11 protein-coding genes and 3 pseudogenes are annotated in these 13,880 nt (G+C 39.9%); 3 read left to right on the forward strand and 11 right to left on the reverse strand.

Annotated elements, in window-relative coordinates:
- Window positions 1–52: 52 nt before the first annotated feature.
- From MHB71_RS08295 to MHB71_RS08310, 4 genes are all read right to left on the reverse strand, one after another.
- On the reverse strand, window positions 53–1,369 hold the full coding sequence (locus tag MHB71_RS08295) for a HAMP domain-containing sensor histidine kinase (RefSeq protein WP_340029284.1): 1,317 nt from the start codon (window positions 1,367–1,369) through the stop codon (window positions 53–55).
- Window positions 1,356–2,051 (reverse strand): response regulator transcription factor, encoded by a 696-nt coding sequence (locus MHB71_RS08300; protein ID WP_036673666.1) that lies wholly within the window; start codon window positions 2,049–2,051, stop codon window positions 1,356–1,358. The genes MHB71_RS08295 and MHB71_RS08300 overlap by 14 nt, the downstream gene beginning before the upstream one ends.
- 26 nt (window positions 2,052–2,077) lie before the next feature.
- Window positions 2,078–3,202: an arginine deiminase family protein gene (locus MHB71_RS08305; RefSeq protein WP_340029285.1), complete on the reverse strand. Its 1,125-nt coding sequence runs from the start codon at window positions 3,200–3,202 to the stop codon at window positions 2,078–2,080.
- 158 nt (window positions 3,203–3,360) lie between these two features.
- Complete coding sequence (locus tag MHB71_RS08310; RefSeq protein ID WP_340029286.1) at window positions 3,361–3,678, reverse strand: site-specific integrase; 318 nt, start codon at window positions 3,676–3,678, stop codon at window positions 3,361–3,363.
- Between the two features lie 42 nt (window positions 3,679–3,720).
- On the opposite strand from MHB71_RS08310, the pseudogene MHB71_RS08315 reads away from it, so the two are divergent.
- A pseudogene (locus MHB71_RS08315) lies at window positions 3,721–3,999 on the forward strand (LysR family transcriptional regulator); the annotation flags it as partial.
- Window positions 4,000–4,144: 145 nt separating this feature from the next.
- A pseudogene (locus MHB71_RS08320) lies at window positions 4,145–4,585 on the forward strand (GNAT family N-acetyltransferase).
- A 373-nt stretch (window positions 4,586–4,958) separates the two neighbouring features.
- Here the strand turns inward: MHB71_RS08320 and MHB71_RS08325 are convergent.
- The 4 genes from MHB71_RS08325 to MHB71_RS08340 all read right to left on the reverse strand — a co-directional run bounded on the left by MHB71_RS08325 (window position 4,959) and on the right by MHB71_RS08340 (window position 9,139).
- Window positions 4,959–5,942 (reverse strand): family 43 glycosylhydrolase, encoded by a 984-nt coding sequence (locus MHB71_RS08325; protein WP_340029287.1) that lies wholly within the window; start codon window positions 5,940–5,942, stop codon window positions 4,959–4,961.
- Between the two features lie 28 nt (window positions 5,943–5,970).
- Window positions 5,971–6,819 (reverse strand): carbohydrate ABC transporter permease, encoded by an 849-nt coding sequence (locus tag MHB71_RS08330; protein ID WP_340029288.1) that lies wholly within the window; start codon window positions 6,817–6,819, stop codon window positions 5,971–5,973.
- A 1-nt stretch (window position 6,820) separates the two neighbouring features.
- The gene (locus tag MHB71_RS08335) at window positions 6,821–7,717 is read right to left on the reverse strand and encodes a sugar ABC transporter permease (RefSeq protein ID WP_340029289.1); all 897 of its coding nucleotides are present in this window, start codon (window positions 7,715–7,717) and stop codon (window positions 6,821–6,823) included.
- An 84-nt stretch (window positions 7,718–7,801) separates the two neighbouring features.
- Window positions 7,802–9,139, reverse strand: a complete 1,338-nt coding sequence (locus MHB71_RS08340; protein ID WP_076317732.1) for an extracellular solute-binding protein — start codon at window positions 9,137–9,139, stop codon at window positions 7,802–7,804.
- Window positions 9,140–9,400: 261 nt separating this feature from the next.
- Here MHB71_RS08340 and MHB71_RS08345 point away from each other — a divergent pair, with 261 nt between their 5' ends.
- Window positions 9,401–10,465 carry a GntR family transcriptional regulator gene (locus tag MHB71_RS08345; RefSeq protein ID WP_047843252.1) on the forward strand — a complete coding sequence of 355 codons (1,065 nt, stop codon included), beginning with the start codon at window positions 9,401–9,403 and terminating at the stop codon, window positions 10,463–10,465.
- A gap of 187 nt (window positions 10,466–10,652) precedes the next feature.
- Here MHB71_RS08345 and MHB71_RS08350 read toward each other — a convergent pair whose 3' ends face one another.
- The 3 genes and pseudogenes from MHB71_RS08350 to MHB71_RS08360 form a co-directional block, all read right to left on the reverse strand.
- On the reverse strand, window positions 10,653–11,489 hold the full coding sequence (locus MHB71_RS08350; RefSeq protein ID WP_017688250.1) for a class I SAM-dependent methyltransferase: 837 nt from the start codon (window positions 11,487–11,489) through the stop codon (window positions 10,653–10,655).
- 464 nt (window positions 11,490–11,953) lie between these two features.
- Window positions 11,954–12,091, reverse strand: a pseudogene (locus MHB71_RS08355) (paeninodin family lasso peptide).
- 599 nt (window positions 12,092–12,690) lie between these two features.
- Complete coding sequence (locus tag MHB71_RS08360) at window positions 12,691–13,686, reverse strand: glycoside hydrolase family 43 protein (protein ID WP_036613892.1); 996 nt, start codon at window positions 13,684–13,686, stop codon at window positions 12,691–12,693.
- Between the last annotated feature and the right edge of the window lie 194 nt (window positions 13,687–13,880).

Consider the following 13,880-nt stretch of genomic DNA (forward strand, 5'->3'; position numbering starts at 1 on the left):
TACAGTAAACGTGATAGATTTACAAAAACACGTTACATGCAATTTTAGGTAGCTATTTAAAAGCTCGACTTATTTTAAATTTCAGGATAATCTTGTAATTCTCTTGATCTTCAGATGAAGAGAATTGTCCTATCATCCGATGCATAACTTTTTCTATGATTTTTTCACCCAATTTATAACTTTCTACAGATTCATTATTTATTTTTAATTTGTTTTCTACACAAATCACAAAATGATTATCTTCTATATAAGTAAATAAATAAATTTTTTGCTCTCGATCTGCATATTTTAGTATGTTCGACAGAAAATTATCAAATACACGTCCAATATTTTCCATATCTACAATAATTATGACATCCGTAGGGGAGGCATTTACAAGTACCTGAAATCCTTCCGCTCTAAGTACAGCTGTAATATCTGACAATACATCATGAATTGATTCCCGAACTGAAAGGGTTACTAAGTCTGCCTCCCTCTCTTTATCTAATAAAAAGTATGAAAACAGATCGTCTGTACGATTCTTAAGTTGGAGAGCCTTTTGATACGCACTCTCGATTTGATACCTTGTTTCTACACATAAATCTTCTGGTGTATTACGGGCAAACTCTAAATACATGATGAGAGATGTCAGTGGCGTACGCATATCGTGAGACATTTCGGTTGCAAGATTTCTACTCTCATTTTGCAAATTTTCTATCCTTTCTAACCTGCCTAAAAATGCTTTACGTAGTTCCTCTATACTTTCCGCAATCATCGCCAATTCATCATACCCTCGTACCGTTATAGAATAGTCTAATGAGCCGCCTTCAAGGATATGAATTTCATTATTAATTGTGCGTAAATATTTGATCCCTCTACGTATTCCAAATAAAACAATGGTTATAAATAACATTGCGGACAGCAATATTTCAAGCATGTAGGCCACATTATAGTAGTGAGAAAAATAAAATCCATAGATTGAAACGTTACCTGTCCCATCCTTAAATTGTACTGGGTAAGAGTTCCGTCGATCATAATCAGTTTCAGGCTGACTTCCATATGCTCCTTCGTCATCAGCATGGTACAAGGAATCATATTGAAGCACCTGGTTCTGAAATACGTATAAAAATAAATTACTCTTCTGACTTTTAATCCAGTCTGAAAACGCAATACGATCTGTCGTTGACAGATCGTTTGCTGAAACATATTCTGAAAATTTTTGGACGTAAACTTGAGATTCGGACTTTAAACGCTCATCAGAAGTAAAATAATGATCCATAACCCGATTGCTTATGGACTGCAAAAGTAAAAAACAAAGAACACTTATGGTGAGAGCAATAATTATTAAAACAGTCAACTTTTTAGTTATAGTAAGTTTATGAGTGGCCAAAACGGTAACCTCTTCCCCATTCCGTTAAGATATACGCTGGTTTTGCTGGATCTTCTTCGATTTTCAATCGTAATTTTCGGATGTGTACTACTACCGTATTATTTGAACTGTAGAAATAAGGTTCCTTCCAAATACTCTCATAAATATTTTGGGCAGAGAAAATTTTATTTCTTCTGGTCATCAACAGTTTAAGTAGACCGTACTCCAGATCGGAAAGCTCAATCTTCTGACTGCCTTTCCATACATCGTTAAATTGTTCACTTACTTTTAAGCGTCCTCCGATAAGAAATGTTTCGCCATAATCCTTTTTATCTTGATAAATCGTATACCTACGCAACAAAGCAATAACTCTTGCCAGAAGCTCCTGTACAGAAAAAGGTTTAGTTAAGTAATCATCTCCACCAGCAAGCAAACCTTCCGTTTTGTCCAAAGTTCCGGATTTAGCAGTTAGAAAAAGAATAGGAACATTGTATCGTTCTCTGATTCGTATACAAGCCTCCAGTCCGTTTATTCCAGGCATCATAATATCCAGAATCACCAAATCCAATGACTCATTTACTAATTCAATTCCCTGTTCCCCATCTTTAGCTGTTGTTACTTCATAACCTTCACGGACAAGAGACATACGTAGCAGATCACGAATTTCCTGATCATCTTCAACCACTAAAATCCGGCTTGTCATAGTTCACCTCATACTTGATTTAACTTTTAGCTATCCGTGCGAAGCAACGGCTGTGTACTGCAACGGAAAGCTCCGCCGAAAGAACGAGAAATTTCGTAATCAACATATTCTACTTTGATTCCTCTTTTCTCAAGCTCTTTTCCAATTGTATTTTTGAATGCAATGTCCGTAACATATACTGTGCTACTGATTGGCAATCCATTTACCGCCAAATCTTGAGCATCCTTGTAACTCACTTCGATTTTGTCCCAATTTTTAAGTTCTTCTGGGAGACCATTGGCTAACGAATCCATGCTAACAATCATTAATCCATCTCTTACAAAACTGATAGCACAATCCAGGTGCAATGTGCCAGGCTCTAGCTTCACCTCAACCACCTTATAACCTGATGGTGTCAAATAGTTTCTGAGCCAATCAATACCGGCTTTGTTTGAAGCTAGACCAGAATTACCGACGAATACAGTCTTTCCATACACGAGGATATCTCCACCTTCAAGGTAAGGACCGGCAGCAGAGTTGATTCCTTTAGAAACGTCTGGTTGTGGGACAGCTACATGCGGAACGTTATTTTGGGTTGCTTCCTTATCCAGAATACTTCTAACAGGTAAAACCTCAAGTCTCCGGTAAGCCGATTTAAATGAACCTTCAATTAGATGATTTCCGATTGTGAAGAATGGATCTCTGACAAAGAAATTAGTTACTCCTTCGCCACCTGTAATGCCATCTTTCACAGCCCCTAGTTGTTTTTCCTTTTCAGTTAAAAGGCGTGGACGTTGAACCTCAACCCCGTATTTTTCAAGAACCTTTTTAAGATCTTCACGCTCTTTTTCCCACTTTTTCTGTGCCTCTGCCGGATCCGTATTCATTATAGACATGCCTCCTTCAGGCATAGGCATGTCTCCTTCTGGAAAATCATCAAAATTGAAGTGCATAAAAGCTTCAGATTGTGTCAATACAACTCTTTTTAGCGTGGCGAACTCACTCTCTACATATACATTGTTTTTCTCACTTTTTGTAGTCACAGTTCCATTCACTTCCGTAACTCTATTAACTTTAGACACACCAGTCGCCCCTGCCACTGGTAATATGCTAGTTACCAGTACAAGTGATAATGCTGTTGATCCAACCCACTTCAAACTCTTTCTTTTCATATTAATGCCCTCCTAATAATTTGTTTTAATGCTTACAGTTTGAATTATAGAGAGCAATTCTTAACAGTTTATGAAGGCATACTATTTTAATTTAAACTCCTTCCCGTAAGGTCTGACAAGAGATCTTTAAATGAATCACATCTTCTTCCATCAAAAACTTAAATACCCGCTTCTCCATGTTTTGGCTCATGCAGTTTAATAGAAGGATTGCTAGATAGATAGGTTTCTTCATGTGTAAAGCAAAATAAGGAACGTACAAAAGGGATACCGTGCCCTAGGCTGCTTGGTTTTAGACGATCAGATTGCTTTTCTAAGTATTCCTTTAGGAGATTTAGAGTTACTCCCGAAATATCGACATCCCCTAGATCAGAAACCAACATCTTGAGTTGTAAAGCATACGCACGCAATGTATTCAGGCTCAACCCTTGAATTCGTTTATCTGCCTTATAATGATTCCAAAGTTCAATTAAAATCATAATAAAACCTCCTATTAAGAGCAATTAATTAAGGATGTAATTATGGAACTTCGTCATCTAATTACCTTAAAGACCATCGTTGAAAAAGGGGGATTTAAGAAAGCAGCTTATCAACTAGGTTATGCTCAGTCTTCTGTCACAACGCATATTAAAGAATTGGAAACTGAACTTGGAAAACCTATCTTTGATCGCTTGGGTAAACAAGTCGTTCTTACTCAGTATGGTCATCAATTCCTGCCGTATGCTTTAAAAATTATTGAGTTGTACACTCAAGCGCTCACTACAAATGTTAAGGCAACTGGTAATTTAACACTCGGTATCTAGGAGTCTTTAATGATCTGTCGTAGTCCTTTAGCTCCTCTTTTTTGTTGTATTTACAACAAAAAAATTATCGTTTTTAATCATTCTAAAAGTATGTTTAATTTGTTTTTAATTACAAAATGAATTTCTGAAAGGATTATAAGAAATGAAATCAAAAAAAATAGACTCAATTGAGGGGCTCAACATCGCTTTTCAAATAAGAGAAGAAGTGTTTGTGAAAGAACAAAATGTACCAATTGAAGATGAGTTTGATGATTATGATAATTTAGATGGACAGTGTGAGCACATCCTGGTCTATTTTAATGAACTACCCGCCGGAACAGGCAGAATTATTATTCGAGATGGCGTAGGTAAATTAGATCGAATATGTATCTTAAAACCTTATCGCGAATATGGTCTCGGTAAATTAATCGTTACATCACTGGAAGAAATTGCATAAAATAAAGGAATATCCAAAGTTAAATTACACGGACAGACACATGCAGAGGGATTTTATCACAAGCTAGGATACCAGACTACCTCCGATGTATTTATGGAAGATGGAATTCCGCATTATCTAATGGTAAAAGATTTATTATCGAAATGATGCCGTTATCATGTGTAAATCTGGTCGGTTTGTTCTTGTCCTTAGCTTGGGACAAGAACTTGGTTCCTTAAAACAAAAAAAGTTGCTAAGCAGTTTGATTATAACCTGCCCTATCCTCGGTTTTATTGAGCTATCGTTTCCCGAATCTTTAGATTGCAACTTCTTCCATAACTCGCCTCAATTTCTTTAGACAATACATTTGTTTGTTCCCCTAGATATTTCAAGTCGTTAGTCAGAACTGTTGTTCGAAGTATTATCTGTTGAGCGAAGTCGAAGGCACCCAGTAGGGTGCCTTCGATGTTCTAACTGTCTCTCTTTGGCAAGTTGGATAAACGAACTCAAATCCATCAACCAACCTTGTTGGGACACTCGTTCATTGTAAAGAACGTGCAAGTGCTGCAACAGAACCGCGGAAATCGGGTCTGCCGTCAGCCGTCCACAAAAGCTCCGTCACAAATGTATGGCGATTCGGATCGTACAGCGGATCTCCTATAATGTTCTTGTACGTTCTTGCGTGAAACACAAATAGCGTCTCTTCGCCGTCCTCTGACACCGTGAAGGAATTATGACCGGGACCATACATTGAGATACTCTCATCTGTCGAGAGAACCGCTGTTTGCGACTTGCGCCATGAGTTGGCATCGAGCAAATCAGCATCCGCATCGGCTTCAAGTAAGCCCATGCAATAATTGAAATCCGTGGCGCTAGCCGAGTAAGAGAGGAATACCCGATTATCCTTGCGAAGAAATGCCGCGCCTTCGTTTACTTTATAACCAATGATTTCCCAGTCATATTCCGGCATCGAAATCATCGTTTGCGGCCCAGTGAACGTCCACGGATTGCTCATTTTAGATATATACAGATTAGAGTTACCTTCAATATTCGGATCCTTTTGTGCCCATACGTAATAACGGCTTCCATTATGCTCAAAGGTAGTGGCATCGAGGGCGAAGCTTTCCCACTCGGTACGAACCTGCCCTCTTTCCATCCAACTGCCTTCGAGCGGATTGGCATTTTCATTCTCTAGCACGTACATCCGATGGTCGAACAAACCTTCATTCGTTTCCGTCGTGTATGCGGCAGCGAAATACACGTACCATTTGTCATCAATAAAATGCAGTTCGGGTGCCCAAATATTGGCACTAAGGATACCATTCTCGCGCTTTCTCCAGATCACTACAGGAGTTGATGTAACAAGCTTCTCAAGGTTCTGGGCTCTACGGATTTCAATCCGATCATACTCCGGAACGGATGCTACGAAGTAATAATAACCATCCGAATGTCTGTAAATAAAAGGATCAGCTCTCTGTTCAATTAATGGTTGAATGTCGTGTGACGCTCGTTGTTGAATTTCCATCTTATCACCTGTTTCATCATAATATAGATTACCCTTTAACAGCGCCTGCAGTCATACCGTCTATGAAATATTTCTGAAAAACAATGAATAGTATGAAAATTGGAATGATGGAGAAGAAGGAGCCCACGATCAATAAGTCATAGTTATTGCCATAAGGAGTTAACAACGTTTTCAAACCGATTGGAAGTGTATATTTACTCTGATCTCCGAGCACCATGAATGGCCACAATAGATTATTCCAGCTATTCATACCATTCAATATGGCCATTGCTGCAAACGATGGCTTCATAATCGGCATAATTAGTCTGAAATAAATCGCATACTCGTTTGCGCCATCAACCCGCCCAGATTGAATAATCTCTTTGGGTATGCTTCGTAGATATTGCCTGAAGAAAAATATTGTCGCGGCATTGGCTATACCGGGCAGAATGATTGCCGTATAGCTATTCACCATTCCCAAATCATTAATTAGGCTGTACAAAGGAACCAGCAGTATTTCGAAAGGCACCATCATAATGAGCAAAACACATATAAAGAGGAAGTTCTTACCTTTAAAATGATATGCTGCAAAACCATATGCAACAAATGCGCTTACAAAAAGTGTTAAAACCACTTGAACGATTGTTAAAATCATACTGTTCCAAAACCACACAAAATAATCATGTTCTCCAGTAAACAGAAAGATGAAATTATCAAAACTCATGATTTCAAAATCCAAACTTAGGTTAAGACCATATCTAACTAATGATTCACCTGGTTTAAAGGAAGATAGGGCCACTGCGTAGAATGGGATCATAATTATAACGAATAGTATAATGAATAAACAAATAATTACTATTCTAGAGATGAAATCACTCCTCGTCTGACTTCTGCCCACTTTAATCCTCCTCCTTTTTGAACATTCCACTAAATTTCAACTGCGTTAAATTGATAACCATAGCAATGACTAACAGAACGATACCAACTGCAGCTGCGTAACCCAGCTTATTCTGCTCAATCCCTTGTCTATACAGATATCCAACAATGGTTAAGCCAATATTTTGGGGTGATTTGTTACCGTTGAACATCATCAGGCTCTCGGTAAACATTGCTAAACCTGCATAAACACTAATTGTGGTAACATATACCGTGGTCGGCTTCAATAATGGCATTGTGATCGTTCTAAACTTCTGCCAAGCAGATGCACCGTCAATTGAAGCAGCCTCATAATATTCATTGTCAATGCTTTTCAAACCCGATAGATAGTAAAGCATATTAACGCCTGTCCATCTCCAACATGCGAGGATTAACAGTGCTGCCATACTCCAATTTCCGTCTTTCAAAAATTTGATAGGCTCTACACCAAATAGACCTAGGAAACTGTTCATTAATGAACCTTCCATCTCACCGAATGTAAGGCGGAAAATGGTACCCGCAACTGCGACAGATGTCAATGCAGGGAGAAAGAAAGAAGATTTAAAAAACTCTCTTCCCATCATTAACTTACTGTTGATCATAACGGCGAATAACATGGGAAAAGGAATCAACAGCACTAAGGTTCCTAACATGTACACAATGCTATTTTTAATAGATGTCAAAAACACTTTATCAGTAAGTAATTTCGAATAATTTGCTTCACCAATCCATTTAGGATCCTGTCCCAGCATCCTATCTTGAAAGCTCATTACGAATGAATTTACAAGCGGAAAAAACCAGAATACCAAAAATATGAGTATAAATGGCAATACAAAAACATAAGGTGCAACTTTTTGAGAGTATACAAATTTCTTTATCATATTCTCAATCTCCCTTGACTATGGTTAAACCTGCCGACCACTGTACCTGCCGACAGGTTTAATCAAATCATTTACTTATTATATTTATTTCAATTCTTGTTCAATTGCTGCTTGTGCTTCATCCAACGCTTCCTTTACGTCTTGGCCATCTTCAAAGATAGCATTCAAAGTAACCGTATTGAATATATTGCCGATGGTTGGTGAAGCTTTAACGGACTTAATCGCTCTAATTTCGTCTTTGATTTCATTCAAAGTATCAAATGCATTTGTTTTAAAGTATTGGACGTATTCATTTTCAGGGTTTTTCGTAACTGCATCATCTTTCCATACTTCCATGTTGATTGGGTCAAATCCAAGTGTATTCCAGATTTCTGTAGTAGCTTCTTTCGAAAGCTTAGCAAAGGCTACAAATTCTTTTGCCAACTGAACGTCTTTACCATTCTTAGTAACAACTGTGCCAGTACCGCCTAAGCCAACGGAACGAGGATTACCTTCTTCGAATACAGGCAATGGAGCTATTGCATACTTACCTTTAAGGTCTTTCATTTCGTTTACAAAGCGGGACATGTACCACTCAGGCATCAATGCACTTGCGTAGTTGCCTTTGTTATATTCACCTTTTGCTTCTTCTGTGTCGGGTTGTCCGCCAGGGATCGTATGAATAACATTGTTCTTCTGCAGATCGACTAACATTTCATACGCTTTAATCATTTCAGGCGAGTTCACTTTTGGATTACCATTTTCATCTGTAAAATCGGCATTTTGCTGAGCTAGTAGCAGCGATGCTTGCCACGAAGCTGATGTATCAGCAGTACCTAAGTACTTGCCAGTCTTTTCGTAAACCTTGATACCTGCTTGTTTGTAATCTTCCCACGTTTTGATTGTCTTGTAGTCAACACCTGCTTGTTCGAGAATTTCAGTGTTGTAGAAAGCAAGCGTAGCACCTACGTGATAATCAAAGCCATAAACCTGATCGGCTTTGGAGTAAATCTCGACACGTGAAGGAACAACAACGTCTTTGTATGGTGTAAATACATCATTCAAAGATTCCAGGGGAACGTTGTCACCTTCCAAGAATTTAGGGAATTGACCAAGCTCAATATCCGCGATATCAGGAGCACCTTTTCCGCTTGTAACTGCCAATAAGAGCTTGTTGTGCATATCATCGTAAGGCATAACCGTTACATTCAACTTAATCTGTTTGTCTGGGTTCTGTTGGTTCCATAACCCAAGCATTTTATCCAAATGCTTGCCGTGCAAATCTGCGAATGTCCAAAATGATAATTCTGTTGCATTCTCACCGGCATTAGCGCCTAATTGTTGTGTTTCCGTTTTTGAACCAGAAGGATTACCACATGCAGTAAAAACAAGTGACATAATCAGGAGAGTAACGATGGAGATTAAAGCACTGCGTTTTTTCATTTGTTCGTCATCCTCTCTTTTTTGTTATGCATTTGAAAAGTCGGCTGACTAGTTAGTTCTGTTAATTTAAGCGGTTACAATCCATCTTGGCACCACCATCCTTAACATAATTCTAACCTTTCAAAGAAAAGACCCCTTCGCAACAATTTCTCAGATTCCATATTGTAAGCGCTTTACATGCCGTATTATAATATATATGAAATAAGCTTTATATAACCAATTGATTATAAAATCATAAAGTTTATGGGGAGATGCTACTCTTTGAAAAAGCTGGCGCTCTACAAACAAATTCGAGAAAACATTATACAGAAAATTAAATCAGGGCAGCTTCGGCCAACGGACCGCATTCCTTCTGAACAAGAACTAATGGACGAATTCAGAGTAAGTAAAATAACCGTCAGGAACGCCCTAACCCTACTAGCTGACGAAGGATTAATTATACGCGTACAAGGCAAAGGCTCATTCGTCTCTTCTAGTCTTGTTGTTTCTAGCATCAATTTCTCGCCATCCCCACGCAGCGCGTGCTCCATGCCGCTCATCGGCTTCATCATTCCGACGATGAGAACCCGTGTCATTCAGAAGCTCGTTGACTACACGGAACACTTCCTACAAGAAGCCTGCCTCAGCATGGTACTAAGCATCACGCGCGAGTCCTCCTCTATCGAATCAAACGTCATTCGTACACTAACGGAGCTCGGTGTGAAGGGGTTGATCGTTTTTCCAACAGAAGATGAGAAGTATAACGAATCATTACTGCGTCTGTCGCTCGATAAATTCCCGTGTGTGTTCATCGACCGCTATCTGCGCAACATTGAGACGTACACCATTACATCCGACAATTACGGCGGTGCGTATAAAGCTGTATCCCATTTGTTATCCAAGAGTCATCAGCAGATTGCGCTCATCTCACCTGAAAATGCCAATACAGCCGTCGAGGATCGTACGCTCGGCTTTGAGCAGGCGTACACAGATCAAGGCATCTCGATTGACAAGAGCTTGTGGTGTCACATCCCTCTCGACATTCTACGCAGCGAGCAAGCATTGGACTATGTAAGCAACTTCTTGCAGAACCACAGTGGAATTTCGGCAGCCTTTTCCTTGACTGAAGAAACAGCACGCCTTACATCCGCCGCTATCAGTCTTCTGAACGTTCACTCAAATATCGACTTGCTATCTTTTGATAATCCACATCTTTCAGGCGTAGCTTATGTGCAGCAGGATGAACAGGAAATGGCACGAACAGCCGTAAAGCTGTTACGTGAACAAATGGATGATATCTATTCTCCTAAGAACGCCGTTATTCCCGTGCAACTCATCTTCCCTTGACACGACAAACGTTGCAGCCTACACAATGATCTTGTCTTCAGCTTGGGACAAGACTTGGTTCCTAAAAACAAAAAAAGGCACCTCTGTGGAGAGATACCTTTACCTATATTATCCGCAAGACATGTTTCTGGCTGAGCAACGGATAAACATTGAATAATGCTGCAGATTTCAAACACCATAAATAAATTTAGTTGTCATTGTATACAGCCTCCCTTTTTCGCAGTACCACTACGATATCTGTCTGAGGTACAAATAAATTATAATTCGTTACATGCACTTGTCTCGTTTCGGTTACTGATTCTATCTTTAATTCAGGAGGAAGACAGCGCTCTATGTGAGTAATTAATGTATCTTTGGTAAATCTCCAAATTACACCATCAATTGAAGAGTTCGCCATATAACCACCGTCCGTTACAGAACCTGAAAGAGACTTGAGAACAACCGGGTCCGCAATAATGATAGATCCACCGTCACGTAACAGTCTGCAGCTCTCTATGAAGGCTTTTTTGTGATAGCGAATGTGATGAAAGCTTCTTGCAAACAAAATCATATCGCAACTATGATCAGGTAAAGAAGTTGGTTTATCAATGAAAGCATGGATATAAGAATTAAACCTTCCCCACTTCTTTCCAAGTTTTAGAGCATTTATATTCGGATCCATGTTGAGAAAACGAACATCCTTCTGCTTGCGAAGATACTTGTTCAATAAACCTGTACCACAGCCCACCTGAAGAACATCGCCCTTTAAAGGGGGTAAAACTTTGTAAACATTACGAGGAATAGGAAAATTTTGAACGTACATGGCCAATTCGTAGAAAATCGGATAACGCTCTTGCAATCGAACCAATTTACTGGTGTAGAAAGGATTCCGCTTTTTGTGACGTTTAAAGTCCCATTTGTTCAAATAGTAGACAGGGGTTAACAGCAAGAACAGAATAATAAAGACACTTTGGACGCTATAAATTCCAAGTTTACTAAAACGATCATTGGAATTATGAGACATCATTTGTTTAGAAGTATTCAAAATGATCACTCCCCTCTCACAACGCTATAAATGGTGTAGAACCTCTTTAACATAATAAACGAGTATTTTTTGACTCCTTCACCCCCGTCCATTTGAAGCTGAGAAAAGAAGAGCCGTTTACGATGATGCATCACATGTGTTTCAACCACTGGATTTGAAAGAACAGGTTCCGTTATATATTATGAACTGTCTGTATAAGCCGTTTTTGGAGAAATCATTTTTTCGTGGAGGCCTCAATTGGACAATGTTTGTCGAGCGGCGTAACGAATTTCGCAACGTATTCTAACAAATGTTACATCAACAGGAGGCTGATGCTACGCCTTAATTAGCTGCTGCTCAATATCAATCATAGTCGTCTTGGTTTGGAATGGTACAATGTTCTTGTCTCTCATCTGAGCATCGAAAAAGCCGCCCACAGGCGACCTTTTGAGCAAGAATACGATTTTCAATTTGAAGTATGATCATCAAGACGATGGATCATATAGGTCTGCATCATGTTCTTCGATCCAATCAATTTGCCTGAATCCATAGCCAGCCATCGTTTGCTACACATCCAGCACCTCTAATTCCGGTGCCTGCCAAGGCGTTTTTTTCGTTTCCATCGCTCGTACCCTCTTTCTACAAAAACTGGAACCAAGATGCGAGCACCCTTACATTACTTGTGCGATACAAACTTTTTTAAGATACGATATGTATCTTTGTGAAAATTATAAGACACAATACGTATCTAAGTAAACAACTATTTCATCCCTTTCTATGGGTTAAGTATTTCCCTGTAGCGCTACTGACCCAAGTTAAAACCCACTCTCCTCTATATAGCTTTTTTATTTTGATACTCATCTAATCGTTAATCGGACTATTTTCTTGTCCCTCGACAGGAAAAGAAGTTCCCTACTAAAACTCGTCGACACGCGCTTCACGCACTCAACTGGATAAAGCCATTAGGATATATGTGTGTCAACAAAATTCTAATTAAACATAAAGCCTTCTCTCCGAAGGAAAGAAGGCTTTATGTTTAATTAAGATAAATTTATTAATTCAATCAGTATACTGCTGAAGTATTCTTTGTTCAGCAGAGATTTTCTCCAAGTTTGAGTGAAACAACTGATCCTCCTCCTATCAAAAAAGCAGCCCCGTCAGGAGCTGCCTCATGTATTATGCCTTATATTGTAATCTTATCTGTTTCCGCTAACCAGCTAACTTACTCCGCACCCGGATAAGGATTGATCTTCTGGATCGTTCCATCTTCGTTGTAGTTCAGCTCCGAATATTTAACGCAGCGCTTGTGGTTGACGCCTTCCGACAGGGAGCTGTCGTGATAGAACAGATACCACTTGTCTTCAACTTGCACAATGGAGTGATGGGTTGTCCAGCCGATAACCGGAGAGAGAATCTCGCCCTTGAACGTGAATGGTCCCATCGGGTTCTTGCCGATCGCATATACGAGCTTATGCGTGGTTCCTGTAGAGTAGGACAGGTAGTAATAGCCGTTATATTTATGCACCCATGGGCCTTCAAAATATCTCCGTTCCTCATCCCCAGCCAGAATCGGATTCCCGTCTTCATCGACAATCGATATCTCGGCAGGCTTGCCTTGGAAGGACAGCATGTCGTCGCTAAGCAGTGCAACTTGCGGTCCAAGCGCCGGCTGGTCAGGAGCAGGTCCTTCTGCATCTGGCACGAAGCTGCCAGTCTGCCATTTCTCCAACTGGCCACCCCAGAGTCCGCCGAAATAGATGTATGACTGATTGTCGTCATCCACCAGTACGGCCGGATCGATACTGAAGCTGCCTTCCATATAATTCGGTTGCGGCATGAATGGGCCTGCCGGAGACTCTGATGTTGCCACACCCAGACGGAAGATGTCGTCATGATCCCGTGCCGGGAAAAACAGGTAATAGGTATTGTTCTTATAAGCGGCATCCGGTGCCCAGAGCTGCTTGGAGGCCCACGGAATATCTCTCAGATGCAACGCTTCGCCGTGATCAACCACCGGGGAATCGAAGTTGTTCATCGAGAGGACATGATAGTCTTCCATTTTATACTGGTCGCCGTTATCGTTGCTCGGCTCGTCATGATCGAGGTCATGGGAAGGATAGATGTAGATTTTGCCCTCGTAGACATGGGCGGACGGGTCAGCAGTGAAGATGTGGGTTACGAGCGGTTGGTGGGGCTTAGGTAGTTGTTGTTGATTCATAAGGCATCTCCTTTGGTATTGGAATAATAGAATCCTTCATATACGGGATTACGGAAATTCATTGATTGCACCCTCAGAATTAAAAGCAAGCGTTTACAATCTCTAATGTTATTGTATAAGCCCTGCTTATTCTTTCCTAGTACACATAATAAAGAACTTCCCCCGAAAAAATGTACAATTCCCGCCCATCTCAT

Source organism: Paenibacillus sp. FSL H7-0940 (assembly GCF_037979415.1).
In the GTDB taxonomy this organism is placed as follows: Bacteria; Bacillota; Bacilli; order Paenibacillales; family Paenibacillaceae; genus Paenibacillus; species Paenibacillus amylolyticus.